Origin of the sequence: Vibrio sp. V39_P1S14PM300, from assembly GCF_009904765.1 — a bacterium.
GTDB lineage: Bacteria > Pseudomonadota > Gammaproteobacteria > Enterobacterales > Vibrionaceae > Vibrio > Vibrio proteolyticus.
The window spans coordinates 22,295-43,605 of the sequence record NZ_WXWP01000263.1; the positions used below are offsets into that span (position 1 = coordinate 22,295).

Annotated in this window: 24 protein-coding genes; 7 read left to right on the plus strand and 17 right to left on the minus strand. The window is 52.8% G+C overall.

The genetic code is table 11. The annotated features are described in order from the left end of the window. Positions 1-4: 4 nt before the first annotated feature. The 8 genes from CAG65_RS13455 to flgB are packed head-to-tail and all read right to left on the minus strand — an operon-like array spanning position 5 to position 6,086. Entirely contained in the window at positions 5-1,126 is a 1,122-nt protein-coding gene (locus CAG65_RS13455; protein WP_021704236.1) for a flagellar basal body P-ring protein FlgI, read from the minus strand. Then, positions 1,126-1,797, minus strand: a complete 672-nt coding sequence (gene flgH, locus CAG65_RS13460) for a flagellar basal body L-ring protein FlgH (RefSeq protein WP_021704237.1) — start codon at positions 1,795-1,797, stop codon at positions 1,126-1,128. Before flgH ends, CAG65_RS13455 begins: the two co-directional genes overlap by 1 nt. Positions 1,798-1,826: 29 nt before the next feature. After that, positions 1,827-2,612 carry a flagellar basal-body rod protein FlgG gene (flgG, locus tag CAG65_RS13465; protein ID WP_021704238.1) on the minus strand — a complete coding sequence of 262 codons (786 nt, stop codon included), beginning with the start codon at positions 2,610-2,612 and terminating at the stop codon, positions 1,827-1,829. Between the two features lie 27 nt (positions 2,613-2,639). Beyond that, positions 2,640-3,371: a flagellar basal body rod protein FlgF gene (locus tag CAG65_RS13470; RefSeq protein WP_021704239.1), complete on the minus strand. Its 732-nt coding sequence runs from the start codon at positions 3,369-3,371 to the stop codon at positions 2,640-2,642. Positions 3,372-3,382: 11 nt separating this feature from the next. Beyond that, entirely contained in the window at positions 3,383-4,579 is a 1,197-nt protein-coding gene (gene flgE, locus CAG65_RS13475; RefSeq protein WP_161453975.1) for a flagellar hook protein FlgE, read from the minus strand. Positions 4,580-4,606: 27 nt separating this feature from the next. Next, entirely contained in the window at positions 4,607-5,287 is a 681-nt protein-coding gene (flgD, locus tag CAG65_RS13480) for a flagellar hook assembly protein FlgD (protein ID WP_021704241.1), read from the minus strand. Continuing rightward, positions 5,287-5,721, minus strand: a complete 435-nt coding sequence (flgC, locus tag CAG65_RS13485) for a flagellar basal body rod protein FlgC (protein ID WP_021704242.1) — start codon at positions 5,719-5,721, stop codon at positions 5,287-5,289. Before flgC ends, flgD begins: the two co-directional genes overlap by 1 nt. 2 nt (positions 5,722-5,723) lie before the next feature. Next, the gene (flgB, locus tag CAG65_RS13490) at positions 5,724-6,086 is read right to left on the minus strand and encodes a flagellar basal body rod protein FlgB (protein WP_021704243.1); all 363 of its coding nucleotides are present in this window, start codon (positions 6,084-6,086) and stop codon (positions 5,724-5,726) included. Between the two features lie 78 nt (positions 6,087-6,164). Here flgB and flgA point away from each other — a divergent pair, with 78 nt between their 5' ends. From flgA to CAG65_RS13510, 4 genes are all read left to right on the plus strand, one after another. Then, positions 6,165-6,956: a flagellar basal body P-ring formation chaperone FlgA gene (gene flgA / locus CAG65_RS13495; protein ID WP_161453976.1), complete on the plus strand. Its 792-nt coding sequence runs from the start codon at positions 6,165-6,167 to the stop codon at positions 6,954-6,956. 173 nt (positions 6,957-7,129) lie between these two features. Further along, positions 7,130-7,411, plus strand: a complete 282-nt coding sequence (flgM, locus tag CAG65_RS13500; RefSeq protein WP_021704245.1) for a flagellar biosynthesis anti-sigma factor FlgM — start codon at positions 7,130-7,132, stop codon at positions 7,409-7,411. A 35-nt stretch (positions 7,412-7,446) separates the two neighbouring features. Next, positions 7,447-7,893: a flagellar protein FlgN gene (gene flgN, locus CAG65_RS13505; protein ID WP_021704246.1), complete on the plus strand. Its 447-nt coding sequence runs from the start codon at positions 7,447-7,449 to the stop codon at positions 7,891-7,893. 77 nt (positions 7,894-7,970) lie between these two features. Continuing rightward, the gene (locus tag CAG65_RS13510) at positions 7,971-8,621 is read left to right on the plus strand and encodes a lytic transglycosylase domain-containing protein (RefSeq protein WP_161453984.1); all 651 of its coding nucleotides are present in this window, start codon (positions 7,971-7,973) and stop codon (positions 8,619-8,621) included. 40 nt (positions 8,622-8,661) lie between these two features. Here CAG65_RS13510 and CAG65_RS13515 read toward each other — a convergent pair whose 3' ends face one another. Both CAG65_RS13515 and CAG65_RS13520 read right to left on the minus strand, forming a co-directional pair. After that, the gene (locus tag CAG65_RS13515; protein WP_021704248.1) at positions 8,662-8,982 is read right to left on the minus strand and encodes a DUF1244 domain-containing protein; all 321 of its coding nucleotides are present in this window, start codon (positions 8,980-8,982) and stop codon (positions 8,662-8,664) included. A 116-nt stretch (positions 8,983-9,098) separates the two neighbouring features. Beyond that, entirely contained in the window at positions 9,099-9,971 is an 873-nt protein-coding gene (locus CAG65_RS13520; protein WP_161453977.1) for a Tim44 domain-containing protein, read from the minus strand. 176 nt (positions 9,972-10,147) lie between these two features. Between CAG65_RS13520 and CAG65_RS13525 the strand changes: the two genes are divergently transcribed. The 3 genes from CAG65_RS13525 to CAG65_RS13535 all read left to right on the plus strand — a co-directional run bounded on the left by CAG65_RS13525 (position 10,148) and on the right by CAG65_RS13535 (position 13,663). Further along, the gene (locus CAG65_RS13525; protein WP_021704250.1) at positions 10,148-10,738 is read left to right on the plus strand and encodes a TetR/AcrR family transcriptional regulator; all 591 of its coding nucleotides are present in this window, start codon (positions 10,148-10,150) and stop codon (positions 10,736-10,738) included. Between the two features lie 15 nt (positions 10,739-10,753). Beyond that, positions 10,754-12,628 carry an MFS transporter gene (locus CAG65_RS13530; RefSeq protein WP_021704251.1) on the plus strand — a complete coding sequence of 625 codons (1,875 nt, stop codon included), beginning with the start codon at positions 10,754-10,756 and terminating at the stop codon, positions 12,626-12,628. Positions 12,629-12,739: 111 nt separating this feature from the next. Continuing rightward, a complete protein-coding gene (locus CAG65_RS13535; protein ID WP_161453978.1) occupies positions 12,740-13,663 on the plus strand; it encodes a YeiH family protein in 924 nt (307 codons plus the stop codon). Here the strand turns inward: CAG65_RS13535 and CAG65_RS22090 are convergent. The 7 genes from CAG65_RS22090 to CAG65_RS13565 all read right to left on the minus strand — a co-directional run bounded on the left by CAG65_RS22090 (position 13,660) and on the right by CAG65_RS13565 (position 21,085). Continuing rightward, entirely contained in the window at positions 13,660-13,818 is a 159-nt protein-coding gene (locus CAG65_RS22090) for a hypothetical protein (RefSeq protein WP_202599388.1), read from the minus strand. The genes CAG65_RS13535 and CAG65_RS22090 overlap by 4 nt on opposite strands. A 78-nt stretch (positions 13,819-13,896) precedes the next feature. Beyond that, complete coding sequence (gene menE / locus CAG65_RS13540) at positions 13,897-15,309, minus strand: o-succinylbenzoate--CoA ligase (RefSeq protein ID WP_161453979.1); 1,413 nt, start codon at positions 15,307-15,309, stop codon at positions 13,897-13,899. Continuing rightward, positions 15,306-16,292 (minus strand): o-succinylbenzoate synthase, encoded by a 987-nt coding sequence (gene menC, locus CAG65_RS13545; protein ID WP_161453980.1) that lies wholly within the window; start codon positions 16,290-16,292, stop codon positions 15,306-15,308. The genes menE and menC overlap by 4 nt, the downstream gene beginning before the upstream one ends. 103 nt (positions 16,293-16,395) lie before the next feature. Further along, positions 16,396-17,262: a 1,4-dihydroxy-2-naphthoyl-CoA synthase gene (menB, locus tag CAG65_RS13550; protein WP_021704256.1), complete on the minus strand. Its 867-nt coding sequence runs from the start codon at positions 17,260-17,262 to the stop codon at positions 16,396-16,398. Between the two features lie 31 nt (positions 17,263-17,293). Further along, positions 17,294-18,079, minus strand: coding sequence for a 2-succinyl-6-hydroxy-2,4-cyclohexadiene-1-carboxylate synthase (gene menH / locus CAG65_RS13555; RefSeq protein WP_161453981.1), 786 nt, complete (start codon positions 18,077-18,079; stop codon positions 17,294-17,296). Next, complete coding sequence (menD, locus tag CAG65_RS13560; protein WP_161453982.1) at positions 18,069-19,781, minus strand: 2-succinyl-5-enolpyruvyl-6-hydroxy-3-cyclohexene-1-carboxylic-acid synthase; 1,713 nt, start codon at positions 19,779-19,781, stop codon at positions 18,069-18,071. Before menD ends, menH begins: the two co-directional genes overlap by 11 nt. Continuing rightward, a complete protein-coding gene (locus tag CAG65_RS13565; RefSeq protein ID WP_161453983.1) occupies positions 19,778-21,085 on the minus strand; it encodes an isochorismate synthase in 1,308 nt (435 codons plus the stop codon). The genes menD and CAG65_RS13565 overlap by 4 nt, the downstream gene beginning before the upstream one ends. Positions 21,086-21,311 lie beyond the last annotated feature (226 nt).

The following is a 21,311-nucleotide window of genomic DNA, read 5'->3' on the forward strand; positions in this document are numbered from 1 at the left end:
CTCCTTAAATCACAACCAGCTCGGCATTCAGCGCTCCGGCCTCATGCAACGCTTGTAAGATCGACATCAAGTCGGTCGGCGTCGCACCCAGGCTGTTCACCGCGCTGACGATCGTGTTCAGTTCCGTGCCCGGTGGCCACACCACCATTTGCGCCTGATCTTCACTGATGTCGATTTTGGACTGATCAACCACGGTCGTGTCACCACCAGCAAACGCATTCGGCTGGCTGACCTGCTGCGACTCGGAAATGCTCACAGTCAGATTCCCGTGACTGACCGCCGCTTCGCTGACTTTGACGCTCTTACCGATCACGACTGTGCCGGTACGAGAGTTGAACACGATACGCGCTGGTTTCCGCCCTTCTGTGACGCTCATCTCTTCGAGCATCGACATCATGGTGACGCGCTGTTGTGAGTCTTGCGGGGCACGCATGTCAATCCGAGCGTTATTCACCGCGACCGCCACATTAGGACCGAACGTCTGGTTAATTTTGCGCGCGATGTTCTTGGCCGTGGTAAAGCTGGATTTGCGCAGGTTCAGTGTGATCTGCTCTCGCTGGTTGAAATCACTGGAGATCTCACGCTCCAGTGTCGCGCCATTAGGAATACGGCCAGACGTCGGCGTGTTCACGGCCACTTTAGAGCCACTACGGCCTTCAGCGGACAATCCACCCACCACGACGTTACCTTGCGCCACAGCATAAACTTCGCCGTCAATACCCCGCAGAGGCGTCAACAGCAGCGTACCGCCACGCAGGCTTTTGGCATCACCAATCGATGACACCACCACATTGAGTGTCTGACCGGGGCCGGCCATCGGATCCACCGTTGCCGTCACACTGACCGACGCCACATTGCGCAGTTTCGGGTTCATACTGTCATCAATCTGCACGCCGAACTGGCGCAACATATTGGTGACCGACTGAGCGGTAAATTTAACCTGGTTGCGGTCACCCTGACCGTCCAGGCCAACCACCAGACCATAACCCACCAGTTGGTTTTCGCGGATGCCCTGAACATCCACCAAATCCATGATTGGAATTTCGACCTCAGCCTGAGCCGTCGCCGGTGTTCCCAGACTCAACACCATGAGAAAAGTGGCGAAAAATACGTGAATTCGTTGCATTAGAATGGCACCCATGGACTGTTAAAGAATTGAGTCAGCCAACCGGAGGCATTGCTGTCTGCAAGTGCGCCACGGCCGGAATACGTAATGCGCGCATCACCGATACGCTGTGAAGAGACTTGGTTATTACGGCTGATGTCATCCACTCGCACAATCCCGTTGAGGCGAATAAATTCATCCCCTTGGTTGAGGCGAATCCATTTTTCGCCACGAATCCGCAATACACCGTTAGGCAGCACTTCGTGCACGGTCACCGTGATGGCACCTTTGAGCTTATTGCCTTGCGAGCTCGAGGCACTGCCATCGAAACCACGATCAGCATCAACACTCACACCCAGATCATCAATGGTTTTGGCACCAAATACCGGCGCGGTAAAATTCACGTTGGACGATTTGCCGTATTTGGTGCCGGCTTTTTTGCTCGATTGCGTCTCTTCTGATAACACCACCGTCAGGATATCGCCGACCCGGTAGGCACGACGATCCTGAAACAGAGTCATGGTGTACTGATGACGATAAAGGCTGCCATGTTGGGCTTCGGGCAAAGAGTAATCCAGCGTGGGTGGCGCGTACTCTTGCGTATCCGGCTCCGGCGGTAAAAATTCCTGACGTCCGGCACAGCCGGCCAGCAGTATGACCGCGACTGTCCAACTTTTAGAAAGCCATTTCATTGCATTATCCTTCATCATCACCACTTTACTTACACTGACTGAGCGACGAACTTAAGCATGTCGTCCGCTGCTGATACTACTTTGGCGTTCATTTCGTAGGCACGCTGAGTGGTGATCATGTCCACCATTTCTTCTACGACCTGTACGTTCGAACCTTCCAGAGCTCCCTGTTTAATGGCACCGACGCCATCTTCACCGGCGATCAGCTCATCCGCCTGACCACTGGCTTCTGTTTCACGGAACAGGTTGCCACCAAGTGCTTCCAAACCGGCCGGGTTAATGAATTTTGCCAGCGTGATCTGACCCAGTTCCTGTGGCGCCGGGTCGTCAGCAGTGGTCGCTGTGACCGTGCCATCTACCCCAACCGACACTGAAATCGCGTTGTCCGGGATCTGAATTTGCGGTTCCAGCGGCAGGCCCTGACTGTTCACCATCAGACCTTCCGAGTTCACGTGGAACTGGCCGTTACGGGTGTACATGATCTGACCGTCTGAGTTTTCGATCTGGAAAAAGCCCTGGCCCATGACGGCCAGATCCAGCTCTTGGCTGGTGTTTTGGGTATTGCCCTGCGTGAACACTTTCTGCGTGCCGACCACACGTACACCACTACCCAGTTGTACCCCTGTTGGCAGTTGGTTGATTTCATCGACCTGTGCACCAGGCTGACGCTGAATGCTGTAAAACAGATCTTCAAACACCACGCGGTCACGTTTGAAACCAACCGTGTTTACGTTCGCCAGGTTGTTGGAAATAGCGGTCATCTTCGTGTCCTGAGCCGCCATCCCGGTTTTGCTTACCCATAATGCTGAATGCATCGTTTGTTCTCCTTACGGACGCGCGAATTAACGCGCGCTCATCAATTTGTTTCCGGCCTGAGCCAGTGTTTCTGCGGTCTTCATCATGCGAATTTGCATTTCGAAGTTCCGTGTCAGTGACATCACGGTGAGCAGCTCATCAATGGCAGACACGTTACTGCCTTCAATGTGCTCCGGCGCCAGTTGCACCGTCTCATCGGCTTCAAACGGCACGCCCGCTACGTTGTGCAGTAAGCTGTCACTCTCTTTTTGCAGCTCTTCCATCGGCGGCTTGACCAATTTCAACCGGCCCACTTCCAATTCCGCACCACCGCCCGGTGGAATCACCGATACCTGGCCGCGCTCGCTGATTTCCACTTTCTGGTAATCCGGCAATATCAGCGGGCCGTTGTCGCCCATCAGCGGGAATCCATTGACATACAAGGCACCGAACGTATCCACTTCGATGTTACCGGCACGGGTATACGCTTCCTGCCCTTCCGGTGTCTGTACGGTGAGGTAACCGTCACCCATGATGGCGACGTCCAGCGGGCGACCTGTTTTCACGATGTCGCCAGCATCAAATCGGGTCATGGCCGAATTGGTCGCCACCATAGTGCGGCCATCAAAACCAGAACCGTGCAGTGGTACGCTGCGAACTCGCTCCATATCGGCACGGAAACCGGCCGTGTCCGCATTGGACAAGTTGTTGGAGCGAACATGCTGGGCTTTGAGAACCCGGCTGGCGCCCGAGGTGGCGGTAAATAACAAACTATCCATGTGAAGCCTCGTTAAACTGCGTTAAATAACGCCTGGGTCAGTTTGTCGTTGGTGGAGATGGTTTTCGCATTCGCCTGGTAGTTGCGTTGCGCGGTCATCAGACTGACCAGCTCACTGGTGAGATCAACGTTAGAACCTTCCAGCGCTCCCGGCGTCAAATCGCCTAACGTACCGCTGCCCGGAACGCCCATCACTGGCGCACCTGAGCTGTAGCTCTGTGTCCATGCAGTGCCGCTGACCTTCGACAAGCCCTGAGGGTTGGCAAAGTTCGCCAGAATCACCTGGCCTTGCAGTTGTGACTGACCATTGGTGTACGTCGCATACACCATACCGTTGCCTTCAACACGCACGCCCGCCAGTTCTCCTGAGGTGTACCCGTTCGGGTTATTGGTGCTGACGCCAAATGCCGCGCCAAACTGAGTGCTGCCCGCTAGGCTGAGATCAACGCTGACCGGATTGGCACCCGCTGCCGGGAAGCTGACGTTAAAGGTACCCGTTGGTGAAGACAGAGTGCCGTCTGCATCAAAGGTCATCGCCTGAGTGGTCACTGGCGTCGCGCTGCCATCCACCTGTACATTCACTTCCCAGGTGTTGTCTGCGGTCTTGGTGAAGTACTGTGTCACCGTGTGCGAGTTACCCAGAGAGTCGTACACTTTTGAGGTGTAAGACGAGTTGAATGAGCTAGGATCATTCGGGCTGAACGGGTTGGCGGTTTGATCGACAACATCCGCGCTGGCATCAAAGTTGGCCACAAACTCGAGTTTGTCCGTCGCTTTGGCGTTCAGTGACGAAGTAGAAATTTTGATGTCACCGGTTGAACCGGTCAGCAGGTTGTTGTTGCCATCCACGCTGTAACCTTGCAGTTTTGCACCAGTGTTACCAACAACGTAGTTGTCTTTGTCCGTACCGAAGACGCCAGCACGGGTATACAGTGTCTGACCCATGGTGTCTTTGGTGACAAAAAAGCCGCTGCCGTTGATCGCCAGGTCCATAGAACGACCCGTGCCAGACACAGAACCGTTCTTGTCGAAGTTCTGTGAGATGGCAGCAACTTCTACCCCGCCTGGCTGCATGCCGTTGTAAACCGCAGCAAACTCTGTACGCGCGCCTTTGAAGCCGTACGTTGATGCGTTGGCAATGTTGTGGCTGATGGTATTTAATTCTTTATTGGTAGCATCCAGGCCACTTAGTGCGATATTGAAACTCATGACTAACCTCTTGTTTCCTTTATTTGGTTATGCGCCAAACTGTGTAATTTGATAGAAAGGTACGCTGCCCACGCCGGCCACATTGACCATCGCTGCACCGCCTGTATTAGGAATACGAACTTGCTCGACCTGGCCGGCCAGCAACACATTCGGACGACTCTGACCGTCCTGGACATCAACCGAGACCGTGTATTTGCCCGGTTTCAGGCCCAGCTCTTGCGGGTTAACCGAGAAATCCACTTCACCGGCAGTGTGCGCGCCAAGCGGCACCTTAGTGGCTTGCCCGTACTCATCTTTGAGTACCAGCGTGACCTGGTTGGACGCATGCTCCAGTTGAACTTTGCCACTCTGAACACCGTCAGTGAGGTCAAACTCATTGGATGAGACGTACACAGTCTGGCCGACCAGACCCGCAGTCGACAGCACTTGCATGTTGTCGAGCAACACCATGCTGTTTTGCATCAAACCAGACATGTTCTCCATGCTCTGTACCTGAGAGAATTGCGCCAACTGGCTGACGTACTCGGTACCGTCTAACGGGTTAAGCGGATCCTGGTTTTGAATCTGCGCCACCATCAAAGAAATGAACTCGTTTTCCAGTGATGCCGCGCTGTTCATGTCCTGCGGGTTCGAGGCAATTGCCGTGTCCGCCGCATTATTCTTCGTTGGTGAGTCCGCGCTGAGCGCGGTGTATTGTGCGATGCTCATTAGCTGCCCTGCCCTAACTTGAGCAGACCCTGCTGCATGCTTCTGACGTTGGACAACACTTCCACGTTAGTTTCAAAGCTGCGGGTCGCCGACATCATGTCGGCCATTTCCGACACCACATCAATGTCCGGGTAGTAAACGTAACCTTCGCTGTTGGCCAACGGATTATTCGGTTCGAAACGTTTCTCCGCCTCAGCCGAACTTTTCACCACATCGACGATGCGTACTTCCGCGTTGGGATATACGCTCTCGTTAGCCGTGAGTTGAGTTTTGCCGTAAACGGTTGCAAAAACCGGCTTGAGTGCTTTATACGCATCATCCGGATTTGCAGACACGGCGTCTGCGTTAGCCAGGTTACTGGCCACGGTGTTCAGACGCACGGTTTGCGCTGTCATCGCCGATCCGGCGATGGAGTAGATATCAGTGAATGACATGATTATCGTCCCTCGATCGCTTTCGCCAGGCCATTAAACTTCATGTTGAGAAACGTCAGGCTGGTCTGAAAGTCCATGTTGTTTTGAGTGAACTTGGCTTGCTCCACACCCAGCTCAACAGTGTTGCCGTCTTTGCTGTTCTGATATGGAATCGAATACTGAGCCGACACCTGCAGTTTCGGCACCGGTTTATTCACGTTTCCGGGTGACATACTGCTCATCACAGTATTGAAACTGAGGTCTCTGGCCTGATACCCCGGGGTATCAACATTTGCTAGGTTACTGGCCAGGACTTTGGTACGCTGAACGCGAAAGTTCAGTGCTTCCGGGTGTACACCTAACGCATTTTCAAAACTTATCGCCATGCATCTTTCCTTACAGTCGGCTCGAATACCCATACACTGAAACAAGATGCGTGCCATAAAATAAAACAAGCAATATCAATGACTTACAAAAAAGTAAGGAAGTGCAACTTCCGCTTCACGGAAACAACTTTCGCAGGGAGGAAGCCTCAAACTTCCTCCATAGCGCTGCTGCTGACTCTCACAGGCGGACTCTGGTTGGCCCCGGCCCATGGCAAGACTATGAGTGAGCAAAGTCTGCGTGAGGAGGTAGCCCATACCTATGAACAAGAACTGGCACAGTACGCCAGTATCAATGACTGGGGACCTTATCAAAGTGACTACAAAATCTGGGTTCCCGGATCAGCCAACCACCTACCGCAGTGCGCCAGTGAGCTGGTGATCAGCGGCCGGGATCATCAATCTGTGCCCGTCGGCAATCTCAAACGCTCTGTCAGTTGTGAAGACACGGACAACAACTGGCGCCTCAATGTCACCATCAAAGCCAGCTTAACGCTGGATGTAGTGGTCACGGAAACCGCCATCGGCCGCGACCAAACCGTCACGGCCCAGAGCCTCAAACTGGAACAACGTACCTTAAGCCGCGATGATCGCTTCTTCACTGCCATCGCCGACGCAACAGGCTTGCAGACCCAACGCCGGATACGCTCTGGACAGATGCTCAATCCGCGCCTGCTGAATGCGCCCCCACTGGTTGAAAAAGGGAATCAGGTGGTGATCATCGCCACCAAAGACGGATTTACCGCCAGCACTCGGGGCGTGGCACTGGAAGACGGAGGAAAAGGTGAGCAAATCGACGTGGAAAACAGCCGCTCAGGTAAGGTCGTACGGGCGGTGGTCAGCGGTTTGAATCAGGTCCATACCCAATTCTGAATTTGGACTCAGGTTATCACTTTTGAGCTTTGGCGCTCGTCAGTAGCGCCAAAAATCAGGTACATATCTTCGCGTCGCGCGTTTTTTTTTCAAAAAAACGTGCAAAACACTTAATGCCAGCCTACACATGGTCGCCACTAATGTGTAACTAGTGATGATTGAGGATAACCAGCATGAAAATCGACAAAGTCGCGGGCGGTCACGTCCCACAGACCGACTTCAGTCAGGCGAGTAAAAAACCACTGGAAGCGCCTGCGCCACGTTCACCCGAAGCCGCGCAGTTTAACGCCAATACCGCCGCGCTGGATAAAGCTCAGAGTGAACTGGCTGCTCTGCCAGACGTTGACATGGCCAAAGTTGAACAGGTTCGAAACGCCTTAGTGCGCGGTGAACTGAGCCTGGATACGCATGCTCTGTCACAGGCCGTCATGCGTTTCCATACAGGCCACGAATAACAGACTAACCCTCACCTTTTCGTCAGGAGCGAGAAATGGCGCAGACCAAGTCGCAACGCATTCAGACCTTTTTCCGTTCAGTCGGGGATGACATCAAACTGTATCATCAGTTGTTACCCCTGCTGAAAAAACAACAGACCCTATACCTGGCATTTAATGGCCCGGAGCTGAGTGAAAACATTCGCCAACAGGTGCCGATTCTCAATCAATTGAGCCAATCGGCGCAGCAACGCGCGCAATGCATGGAAAGCCTTGGCCTGCCAGCCAGTGAACAAGGGGTTCAATCTCTGCTCAAAGTGTTGCCGACAACCTTGCGTAACCAGGCAACTCGTCAGTGGCAGAGTTTGCATCAGTTGGTGGATGAATGTCAGCAGTGCAACCAGAACAATGGCAAAAGCTCGGCAGCATTTCATGAGATGTTGTCACAACTGGTGTCTCCGGGACAACACACATACCAAGAGCAGACATTTCCCTCCGCATGACCCGTTTCAGGTTGCAGCCGTTGTTCCTCTTGCTTTGGCCATTCAAAGTCAGGTGGCTGCATCCACTTTTCTTCCTTATGCTGGCGGCGCCTGTCGCCAGCCTTGCATCGCCCTCCAGTCAGTCGATTGAACAGCAACTGCGCATCCTGACGCCCTATCAGAGCCATATCCAACAGCGACTGGAGCAGTTCAGTCCGCTGATTCAGCAGATTTTCCATCAACTGGAAGAACAAACCTTACCTGTGTCACTGGCACTGGTGCCAATGCTGGAATCTTCCTACGATCCGAAAGCCGTGTCTCACGCCAAGGCAGCCGGATTGTGGCAGCTCATGCCAGCAACGGCACAACGTTTTGGTCTGACGGTCACCGCTCAGCAGGATCAGCGCTTTGATACCGACGCCAGTACCCGCGCAGCCATTCGCTACCTGGCCTTTCTTTACCGGAAATTCGACGGTGATATGGCACTCACCTTAGCGGCGTACAACGCAGGAGAAGGACGGGTAGCCAGAGCCATCAAAGCCGCCGGGAGCCGCAGCTTTCCAGAGCTTACCTTGCCTCAGGAAACACAAACTTATGTCAGTCGCTTTTACGCATTGAGCCACCTGATTGACATCAATCAGCTGCGCCGCGAGACATTCAGCCCACTGTTTCTGTTTGGCGGCCAACAACCAAACACAACCCGGCCTTTAATAGATCTGACGCCGTTGCCACCGTTGATTTCGTTGTAAGCTGAAAACGATACGCCCCGGACGGATGCCGGGGCGAAGATTATTTTTTGTTCTGGCGCGCGTCAAAGGCTGCCAACTGTTCTGGTGTCGCAGGAGGTTGGTGGTTCTTTTTCCACTCGTCGTATGTCATGCCATACACGCGTTCACGCGCGTCATCGATATCCAAATCCATACCTTGGTTATCGGCTTCAGCTTTATACCACTTGCTAAAGCAGTTGCGACAGAATCCAGCCAGAATCATCAGATCGATATTCTGGACATCTTTGTTGTCATCCAGATGAGACAACAAACGACGAAATACCGCCGCGTCCAGTTTGTCCTGTTCTTGCTGTGACAAGTTTTTATATTTGAATTCAGCCACTTTACTTTCCTTTCTTTGATTAGTGCATGCCTTTAGTATGCGTCAAGCAGAGCAGAATTTCGATACAAAAACGCCCAGTACGAAGCTGGGCGTTTTACTGCAGGATAAAGAGAAAATTACCCCTGAATACCCACAATCAACCATGGCGCATTAGGGGCGGTCAAATCACGCTCTAAATGCCAGATATCTTCGATCTCTTCTTCGATACCTTCCACTGCGTCACGGTAACGACCGCTGAACTGCAAGCTCAATTGTGCTTTGTTCGCGTCGTAGTCAGCGCGGACGATTTCTGCGTCTACGTACATCACATCAGTATGTTGTTCACCTGAAAGTTTGGCACGCTCTTCTTTGAGATCCTCAAACAGGCTCGGTGAGACGTATTCTTCAATCTTGTCCAGTTCATTATGGTTCCATGCACCTTGCAAAATTCGATAGTGCTCGCGCGAACCGTTCAGGAAGGCTGCCTGATCAAAACCTGGAGGGTAATTGTGCGGAATGTCCGTTTGGCCGCCAAAACCAAAGCCACCTGCGTTGGTGTTTGGCTGTTGCTCAAAATTGTGCACATTTGGTTGCTCGAACTGACTGGTGTTGCCACCAAACGCCGGCTGTTGACGATGCTGGTTCATGCTACCCTGTTTCGCGCCCAACATACCGCGCATCAGTTTGAATAACAGGAAAGCCACCAGACCAATAATCAGAATATCCATGAACTGGATACCTTCAAATGCGCCACCAAACATCGCGGCCAGAAGGCCACCCGCTAACAGGCCACCCAGAAGACCACCCATCAGACCTTTTTTACTCGCGCTTTTGGTTGCGCTCTGATCTTTGCTCAGGGTGTTGGTGTTTTGCTGTTGTTGTTTTGGCGCTGGCGCCGTCTTGTAGCTTTTGCCAAAAGACTTACCGCCACCGAATTTTTTCGCTTCCGCAATTGGTGTTATCGCTACCGATACCATCAAGAATGCGACCAGGGTAAAAAGACGTTTCATGCTCTTCCTTTGAAGTTTATAGAGGCAAGTTAATAATAGCCGCAGAAACTATGCGAAGAAACCATGCCAGACAGAATACATGTATCAGAATATTGCAAAATACGACGGTATGAGTTGCAGATCGGTTTGTTGCTAACATAGAATTATTGAACAATGTTCTTTAAAGACTAACTGAAATGGCACGACGAAACGACCACACCAGAGAAGAGCTTGTTGCTCTGACACTTAACACCGTTAAGGTGTTCCTCAATGATCATTCACATCATGAACTCAGCCTGCGCAAAATCGCCAATATGATCGGTTATGTGCCAAGCACTCTGGTTAACGTTTTCGGTAACTACAACCTGCTGTTGTTACACGCGGTGGCACAAACACTGGATGAGCTGGCGGGCGAAGCCCGTACCGTGATGTCAGCCAGCCGGGATCCTCAAGCGGCTCTGTACGATCTGGCCTACTGTTATCACGATTTTGCCCAGCGCTACCCACATCGCTGGCAGCTTATTTTCGAACATAATATGAATGGCGACGATCTGCCACAGTGGCAGGCGGAACGCATCGATAACATGACTGGAATGCTGGAAGATTTACTGAAAGTGCTGGCACCACATCGCACTGACTCAGAAGTATTGCAGGCCAGCCGGGTTTTATGGGCCGGAGTACATGGAATTACTCTGCTTAGTGTCGACGATAAATTTTTTGCCGCAGAACCCATTGATGGAAAAGAGTTAATCGAGAATCTACTCTCCAATTATCTGGCCAACTGGTAAGCTCAGGGAAAGGCAATGCCACAATATCATCAGACGTCTCTACTCGGGCAGCGACGCTTTCTGCCCTACTTCGTCACTCAGTTTTTCGGCGCGTTTAACGACAACATTTTTAAAAACGTTCTGCTACTCTTCGTTGCGTTCGCCGGTGCTAACGTGCTGCCCGTATCCAGTAACCTGTTTATCAACCTGGCGGCGGGCCTGTTTATCCTGCCATTCTTTCTCTTCTCCGCCAGCGCCGGGGTGCTGGCCGATAAATACGAGAAGTCCGCATTTATCCGCAAAGTCAAACTCGCGGAAATTCTGATCATGTGTCTCGGTGCCATCGGTTTTATCACCGAAAGTTACGGTATTTTACTTCTGCTATTGTTCCTAATGGGCACTCAATCGGCATTTTTCGGCCCTGTGAAATATGCGCTGCTGCCACAGCAGCTAAAACAGCAGGAGCTGGTACCGGGTAATGCCCTGGTGGAGACAGGGACATTTCTGGCGATACTGCTTGGCACACTCGGAGCTGGCGTAATTGCCTCGGCTGATAATGCCAAATACGTCGCTGCAGGCGCCGTGGTATTGTTTGCCGTGCTCGGCTATCTGGCCAGTTGCTACATTCCTGACGCCCCCGCCGCGGATCCAAATCTCAAGTTTCGCTGGCAACCCATCAAACAAACCCGCCAGACCATCGCCATTGCCAGGTCAGATCGGGTGATTTTTCTTTCACTGATGGCAATCAGCTGGTTCTGGTTTCTCGGCGCAGCTTATCTGACTCAGTTTCCCAACTTCACCAAAATTCACCTTAACGGCAACGAAAGCGCGGTCTCTTTCCTGCTGGCGCTGTTTTCCATCGGCATCGCAGCCGGTTCAATGGCCTGCGACAAACTGTCTAATCACCGCATTGATGTCGGCATCGTACCGATTGGTAGCCTTGGTATCACCATCTTCGGGTACCTGATGGCCAGTGCGGTCCCTGAATACCTACCGCAATTTACCTCTTTTTCAGAATTTGTCAGTGAACGAAGTTTGTGGCCGGTGTTTGTTTATTTGTTGCTGATTGGCGTCTCTGGCGGGATATTCATTGTGCCTTTGTATGCTCTGATGCAGCAGCGCGCCAAACCCGAGCAGCGTGCTCAGGTCATCGCGGCGCTCAACATCTACAACTCATTACTTATGGTGGGCAGCGCAGTACTTGGCATCGTTTGTCTGACCGTGCTGGGCATGTCCATTCTGCAACTGTTTATCCTGTTGGCGGTGCTCAACTTCCTCGTTACTGCGTATCTGTTTTTACAGGTCCCCATTTTCGTGGTGCGCTTTGTAGTGTGGATGCTGACCCACACCATGTACCGGGTTCGACATAAGAATCTTCATCATCTTCCAGAGGAAGGCGGAGCCCTACTGGTATGCAATCACGTCAGCTATATGGATGCGCTGCTGCTAAGTGCCGTATGTCCGCGACTGATTCGTTTTGTCATGGAAGAAGACTACGCCAACTTCCGCCCTGCCCGACGGTTTCTCAAACGCGCGGGAGTGATTCCAATTTCGGCCAGCCGGCGAAATTCCATCCGCCGGGCGTTTAATGACGTGGAACAAGCACTGCGTGACGGGCACATTGTGTGCATTTTCCCAGAAGGTCGGTTGACCTCTGATGGTGAAATGAATGAATTCCTGCGCGGCATGGATCTGATCCTCAAACGCAGTCCGGTTCCCGTGATCCCTTTGGCGCTCAAAGGAATGTGGGGCAGCTACTTTAGCCGTTACAAAGGTCGAGCCTGCAAAGGAATACCGTGTCGTTTCCGGGCCAGGATTGAAATTGAAGCCGGCTCACCGGTTGAGCCCAAAGCCGCGACGACACAGCTGATGTTCGACAAGGTCGCCGCGCTGCGAGGCGACTGGAAGTAGCAATAGGCCACGAGCGTTCAGTTTTTCTGAACGCTCATTCAATTGATTAAGACAGATTGATCTGGACGCTTCCGCTAGACTAGAACGTTCAACTCCTTAACTTTACCGATCATGAACCGAGCCCTTCAGCAGTTACCTTTCTGGTTGCTTATTCTTGTATGCCTGACCCCTTATGTATCGTCACCGTCAGCTCTGGTGCTCGGTTTTCTGCTCTCCAGCCTCGGTCTGGTACCGAAAGAATTTGCGCTGGCCAAAGTGACCAAGAAATTGCTCGCCTACTCAATCGTTGGGCTGGGTTTCGGGATTCAGTTTCAACAAGCGCTGGCGGTCACTTCTGATGGCATTGGCCTGATCATCGCCACCATTGTCGGTACTCTGGTGGTCGGCTGGTTCGCTGCGCGCGCCATCGGCCTCAACCGCAAGACCGGTTATCTGATCGCCTCCGGAACGGCGATTTGTGGCGGCAGTGCCATTGCGGCTGTCGCACCGGCCATCAAAGCCAATGATGAACAAATTGGCCTGGCACTGGCGACCGTGTTTGTCCTCAATTCAGTAGCACTGTTTTTGTTTCCACTGATTGGTCATGCGCTGCATCTCGACCAACATACTTTCGGCACCTGGGCGGCCATCGCCATTCATGACACGTCTTCGGTGGTGGGGGCGGCGTCCGCGTATGGCGAGGAAGCGCTGACCACGGCTACGACTCTCAAGCTGGCGCGTGCGTTATGGATCATTCCGGTTGCGTTACTCAGTGCGTGGCTGTTTCGCAGCGACTCGAAGAAAGTCACTATTCCATACTTTATCGTGTTTTATTGTGTCGCTATTTTTGTCAGCGATATGTGGCCGCAATTTGATGTGTGGTATAGCGGCATTTTCGCGCTGGCTAAAAAGGCGTTGGTGGTGTGTCTGTTTTTTATCGGGTGTGGTATTTCCATCGACCGCCTGAAATCAGCCGGACCGAAACCGCTGCTGTTTGGGGTGAGCTTGTGGATCGCCATTTCAGTCAGTTCACTGAGCTGGCTGATGTGGGCTTAATGTCCGACTGGCGGTGACCGACGCTTTGCATTGAGCATTAGTACCACAACCAGTAAAAACGCCGACAGCTCGACCACCGAGCGGATCAAGCCTTGCGTCTGGGTCGCAACAAACAGCTGCATCAGTACCGCCAAAACCAGAATAATACGCACCATGTCTTATTCCCCTGAAGTCAATAAACTTCACTTATTATGAATCAGGGTTATATCGAGCTTAAATTCTGTTTTGGACTATCAAATAACCAGATAGCCACCCGGTTGACGAGACAGCCAGCTTTTGATCGCTTGACGCGAGATTTTGATGCCACTCATCGACAGCTGCGGCATCGCGACGAACGCATCGGGGATCTTGAATTTCTCAGTCTTACCCAACATCCAACTGGCGAGATCCAGTTCATTCACATTGGCGTCACTTTGCACAATCGCCACCGGGCGAGCACCAAACTTCTCATCCTCTACTGGCACGACGATCACCTGATTCACCTGTGGATGCCTGGCCAAAACCGCCTCAATCTCCTCACAATGGATGTTTTCTCCGCCGGAGATAAACAGATTATCGGCGCGGCCGATGATCCGCAATTCATCCCCCACCCACTCACCAAGATCGCGGCTGTCAAACCATCCGGATTGCTGTCGAATTGGAGTCAGCGCGCCTTGATGATAGTAACCACTAGCTAACGTCTCTCCGGCAATGTAAATACGCTGCCCATCTAGCATCACTTGCCGGAGCTGTAACACCCGTCCTGCGCTCACAATATTATCAATACGTTTGGCCGTGACAGTCGAGGCGGCTTCCGTCATACCATAACCAAGCCAGGTTTCGATGCCGATCGTCGCTGCGCACTGGCTGAGGCTAAACGGTACATGACTCCCCCCCAGTAACACATGGGTCAGCGCCAGTGTCTGCTCGCTGTCGAGTAAACCGCGCAGTTGCGTAGCGACCAAAGAGGCATGCGTCGCGCCCTGAATATCCTCGCTCAGGTTACCCTGCCCGATTTTCAGACACGCTCCGCGATACAGCCAGCGATAAACAATGGCCAGACCGGAGACGTGGTACATGGGTAAACTCAATAGCCAGCAATCATCGCGCTGAAATGAAAATGCCTCCAGCAGCCCGGCTGCCGAAGCCAGATGCTGCTGTGAGGTATGCGCGACCGCTTTCGGCATACCGGTTGACCCGGAAGTAAACACAATGGATGCCAGACGCTCACGCCCAGCGCCCAGTACCACAGAACTGGCCTCACCACGTTGTAGGCTCACTCTTCGAGTACGCTGTTCCAGTTGGTTGAGCTCAAAAGAGGTGTACTCCGCCACCACTTCCGGACTGAGCCACAACGCTGATGTGTCTTGATTGCGGTACAACACATCCAGCTTGGCCTTTAGCATGTCCACCGGCTGCGGCATGGTAAACGCTGTCACGGCGCCACGTTCAAGACAAGCCAGAAACAACAGCAGCATGGCGGCACTATTTTTGCCCACCAGCGTCACCACATCACCGCTCTTCACACCCTGCGCCGCCAAACCGGCGCCATAGCCCTGGACGGTGTCACTCAGTTGCTGCCAGGTGTAATTGCGCTCGGGCGTTTGCAATGCAATAGAAAGCGGGCTCTTTTGAGCCCACTGAGAGACCAGAGAGGACAGTGTCATGACTGCCACAACAAGGCTTGTTCGTGTAATGACACCACCGGCAAATCGCACCCCGGCCAGCCTTGTTCCAACTGAGTCTGAAACAGACGAACAGTATCAAGCCCTGGTACTTCATCCGGGAGTTGCCACTTCGCCAGACGCGCAAGTTGGGTGAGACCAAGGCTCGACTCAATACTCGAGCTGATAACAGCCTGAATGCCCAATTCTCGCGCACGTTCAATCAAGCGGATACACCGCTGAACCGACCCAATCAAAGTCGGCTTGATCACCATCGCTTTCACACCGGTGAGATCTTCCAAACGGAAGTCACTTTGTTGCACCGCATGCTGGAGTGTTTCATCCCAGGCAATAGCAATCCCCGTATCGATAGCGAAAGAGAGACTGTCACCAGGTTGCAGGCAAGGCTCTTCCAGAAACGCAATCCGCTGACGCAACGACGGAGCGATATAGCTGGCAAACTGGTGTGCTTTTTCCGGTGTCCATGCCCGGTTGGCATCCAAACGTAGGGTGAGATCCGGAATGGATTCCAGAAACAGATTCACCAACATGCCGTCACGAATGGCTTCGTAAAGGCCTACTTTAATTTTGGCGACTTTCTTACCCGGCATTCGCTCTAGAACGGGCAGTAGCTCATCCGGGTCCCCGGTACACAACGGTGCCGCCAGATAATTACCCTCGCGAGGCAACACCCCGTTTAACTCGAGCTCTGCCATGGAAAAACCCAGTGCCGCTGACGGGCAATGCTGATCGCAGTCAAACGATTCACCGCGCACCCAAAGTTCGGCCATAGCCTGAACGTCTAAACCCGCCTGTTCAAGGGTTTCATGGCTAAAGCCTGGCAGTGGTGCCACCTCCCCTCGGCCGGTGACGCCATTTTCTGTCAACTCGACAATGTATCCGATGCGTTGCGTTAATTTGTTATCCCGCAGAATAACCCCGCTATCCATCGGCAGTTGATAACGATACAGTTTGGCTGATCTCATATCCCTTCCCAATCCTTACGTTGGCCCACCGGCTACAGCCGGAGGGGCATTTTCGTTATATGACCGTTTGTTCCAGCCATTTATTGCTACGTATGCAGCACGATTAAGGATTGCGAGGGTACTTATTGAAATCCGGACGGCGTTTTTCGTTGAAGGCATTGCGCCCTTCCTGACCTTCATCCGTCATGTAAAACATCATGGTCGCATTGCCCGCCAGCTCCTGCAGACCTGCCTGACCATCACAGTCAGCATTCAGGGCTGCTTTCAGACAGCGCAGTGCCATCGGGCTGTGTTGCAGTGTTTCACGGCACCAGCGTACGGTCTCCCGCTCCAGTTCTGCTAGTGGCACCACGGTATTCACCAAGCCCATATCCAGCGCTTCCTGAGCATCGTAAAAACGACACAGGAACCAGATCTCACGCGCTTTCTTCTGCCCCACGATGCGCGCCATGTAGGAGGCCCCCCAACCGCCGTCGAACGAGCCGACCTTCGGACCGGTCTGACCAAACTGTGCGTTGTCGGCCGCAATCGTCAGGTCACACATCATATGCAGAACATGACCACCGCCCACAGCCCAGCCAGCAACGGCGGCAATCACAGGTTTCGGACACGTGCGGATCTGACGCTGGAAATCGAGTACATTGAGGTGATGAGTGCCCGACTCGTCTTTGTAGCCGCCGTAGTCACCACGGATCTTCTGATCGCCTCCCGAGCAAAACGCGTCTTCACCAAGGCCAGTCAGAATGATCACCCCAACGCCCGAATCATAGCGCGCGTCCGCCAAAGCATGAATCATCTCCTGCACTGTCTGAGGGCGAAAAGCATTGCGTACCTGAGGTCGGGCAATGGTGATTTTAGCGATGCCATCCTCAGATTTGTGATAATGAATGTCTTCATAATGACCGCTGCAATCATGCCAGTTAACCGGTGCGTAGAGTTCTTCTTCGGTGATGCCTACTGTTTTAGCCATGGTGATTCCCATTGTTCTGTGATGGCTCACATCAAGTGAGCACAATTGAATTCAGTTGCGCACTTATCGCCTGCGCAAAGGCGTGCGGAGCTTCCTGATGCACATTATGGCCGACTCCGGCAATCTGGCAGAAAGAGAGCTGACTGTTGAGCGCTAACGCGCTGAATTTCTCATCTTTCTCACCACAAATGTAATGGATGGGGAGTGTCAATCGTCGTAATGCATCCAACAGGTATGGCTGCCTAGCCAGCGAAGTAGCACGTAACATTCCCGCTATCGCCCCACCAAGATTAGCACTACGTCGAGTGATCAAAATTTGTCTTTGCTCATAATTTAGTGAACTAAATACGGCTTGTTGGTACCAATCGGCCAATACCTGCGCAATCGGTTCTTGCTCAAATCGTCGTGCCCAGCGTTGATCGCAGTCCCAGCGCGCTCGCCGCTCATCGTCATTAAGGAGACCAAAATTTCCGCCTTCAATGAGCAGCCCTTTCAAATTAAGGGCGTGAAAAGCACCACTTGCAACGCCGTACATGGCGACGCGGCCACCAAGCGAATACCCAACCATCACGATGGGGGTACCTAGCGGTAAAGTGGCGGTGAGTGTCGCTACGATCTGCGCGCAGCAGTCATCAAACCCCTCGCAGATACGCGTGCGGCTTTGACCATGACCCGGTAAGTCAACCGTTAAACAAGAATAATGAAGATGTGGCAAACAGGCTGCCCAGTCCTCACCGCTGCCAAGCAAGCCGTGCAGGAACACCAGAACGGGAACCTGGGGCTGGCCGACGCGGTGATGAAACTGGCTATAGAGCATGGACTTGCTGGACAAACTGTTTTAGTTGAGCCGATGCTTGATCAGGCGGTGTCTGAACTTCAATAAGCAATGTGCCTTCGCCGCTGGCGAAGTGTTGTTCCACCGCCTGACGATAATCGGCCAGCGTTTGCGCCCGGTGATAGTTCAGGCCAAACTGCTTCGCGGCAAATTCAAACTGATACCCGTGTGGCATTTGATACAGCTCACGCTTTTGGGCCGCAGGGACAGGCAACAAGTCAAAGATAGCCCCTCCGTCATTGTTGGTCACCACCATCACTTGCGGGGTTGGGTTATGGGTCAGTAATGCCAGTGAATTCAGATCGTACAGCAGTGACGTATCACCAATAAACATCAGCTGTGGAGATCGGGTCGCACGTTGCACTCCGGCCGCCGTGGCCACCAGCCCATCGATACCGGATGCGCCACGATTGGTCCAGACCTGACGACCATCCAGCGTGGCAAACATATCCACTAAACGCACGAATAAACTGTTACCCAAAAACAGCTGTCGGAAACAACTGCGTTCAGCGATATCCAGTGCCAGTGCGATCTCACTCAAACTGTGTTCACCACTGAGGTGTAACTGAGCTAACGAGCTCAACGCCTCCGAAGTGCTGTGCAACTCATCTGCCCACCCCGCGTGAGCCGCGTTCAGCGGATGGCATTGCGCGAGTTGGGTGTCGATCCAGTCGTCAATCTGGCAAACAAACTGTTGTTGTGGCAAATGGTCCTGATTATTGCGCTGCGCACTGGGAGAAACATACAGATAAGAGCACGTAGTGTTCGTCACCTGATGGCGAATCCAGTGATTCAGGCGTTTTGATATAATTCTTGCCCCAAACTGGACAATAGTGTCACATTCACTGATTTTCGCTGCAAACTTATCATTTTGTAACCACAAGTCATAATGCGCCCAAGCGCTGCTGATCCCCGACTGTGGGTCACACAGTATTGGCCACCCCAACTGATGGGCAAACTGTGCCGCTTTTTCTGCTTGCGCTGCCGTCAGCTTGCCCACCACCACCACACCTTTACGCTGTGGCAGATCAGACACCGCTACCGACTCTGGTAAATATCGATGTTGCTGCGTATAGGTTTGCTGACTGACGCGCCAACTAGAGACGGATGCGCAATACGCCTGATAGTCGCGTTTATCCCCTTGCGAATAGAGCGGCTCAGGAAACGGGCAGTTAATGTGAACCGCCCCTTCACTGCCAGCTTGCTGATGCATGACCTGATCCACGGAACTCAGCAGCCAGTTGAGCGAGGTATTGAGAGTTGGACTGGGTAAATTCAGGGCTGCCGTGACATGAGAAGAATAAATCCCCGGCTGCTCTATCGCCTGATTCGCCCCGCAACCGACCAGCTCCTGCGGGCGATCCGCCGTCAGCAGTACCAGCTTCTCACCGGTCAGTCCGGACTCAGCGATCGCCGGCAGCAGGTTTGCCACCGCCGTACCTGAGGTGACGATCACGGCCACTGGCTGGTCACTGGCTTTCGCCAGCCCGAGTGCAAGAAAACCCAGCCCGCGTTCGTCAAAGTGGGTATGCAAGCGCAGCTGTGGATGCGCTTGCGCTTCAAGAGTGAGAGGGGTTGAGCGTGAACCCGGCGCGACACAAACGTCCTGTACCCCAAAACGCACCAACTCTTCTAATAGCGTCTCACACCAAATGCGGTTGATGACCGCCTGATCGATACTCATGACGCGACTCCCAGCGGTGGGTTGTCCGATAGCAGAGACAACAACGTCGACATTTTCTTATCCAGCTCCTGCCATTCATGCTCGGCCACCGAACCCGGGACAATCCCCGCACCAGCAAACAGCTGAATGTGATTTTTCAGCACCAGCGCACTGCGAATCGCCACGCAAAATTCCGCTTGCTGATGACTGATATAGCCCATAGATCCGGCATACCAACCACGGGCAAACGGCTCATGCTGCTGAATAAAATCCATAGCCTGCTTACGTGGTAACCCGGCGACGGCGGCCGTCGGTTGCAGCGCCGCCAGCAATTGCACGCCATTAACCCCAGGATTCAGGTGCGCGTGGATGCTGCGCTTAAGATGTTGCACCTTACGCAAACGCACCAGACGCGCTTCCTGCTCAACGTGGACGTCTTGCGAGTGAGGAGCCAGGCGTTCAATGATGTCATCCACCACGTACTGGTTTTCGTTGATGTTTTTAGCGTCTTGAGTCAACCAGTTCGCCAGCTCCATATCCTGAGCCGCATTGATACCCCGGCCAATCGTGCCCGCTAATGCTTCGGTCTGTAACTCCTGCCCCGTACGGGCGTAAAGCCGCTCGGGCGTCGAGCCGATAAAGCAGTGCTGGGCATCCAGTGCCAGCATGAAGTGGAAACTGTGATGATTTTCGGCTTGGCTGGCTTTCAACAGTTGAGCTGCGTGTATCGGAGTATCGAGAGCCACGCACGTCTGGCGTGCCAACACGACTTTTTTGAACGCGTCTTCCTCAATCCCCTGTAACACTTTCTCCACCAGTGTGGTCCAGCCGGATTGATCAGGCGTGTGCGTGATCGAGTCGATATGAGTAGAAATAGGTGGCAAAGGCGCGACATCAAGCTGAAGTTTACGCAGGCTGGCCAAAGTACGGTGTGGTTCATGAGACAGATTGACCGCCAACGACCACTGTTCATCAAAGCGAATCAACTCTATCTGAGGCAGAAAGAAAAACGATGACATGCAACGCCGGTTTTTGGGGGTCTGGCCGTCAAACGAACGTCCACCCCAAACACGCTGATCTTGCCCCAAAATCGAATAAGCAGGTGCCGGATCAGAAAACGTGTGCAATTGCCCCAGCGCCACCACTTCTTCCCGGGTATCTCGGGATTGCCAGAAAAATTTAGGAAAAATCGGCTGAGCGTCAAGCCAGTCAATAAACGCGAAGTTGGGTTTCTCCTGCAAAACTTGAACGAGACGGTTCTGGCCGTCTTTCGCATCCTTTACGCGTTCAATGAGTTCAGTTAAGGCTTGATGAAAATGTGACAAATCGACCTCGACGCCAGAAAGCTTGGGGATTACTAGAAAGCTACTCTATTGGCTGACCTTATAGAGATCAAGGGTATACCCTATCTTTTGCAGAATCCTGTGATAGGTCCCTCTGTAACGCTCTCTAAAACCACCACTTATTTCAGATTTATATTCTAAAAAAAATCATTTTGATGTAGTTTAATAAAGTAAATTAACAATTTTCAGGAATTATACAATGCAAAAT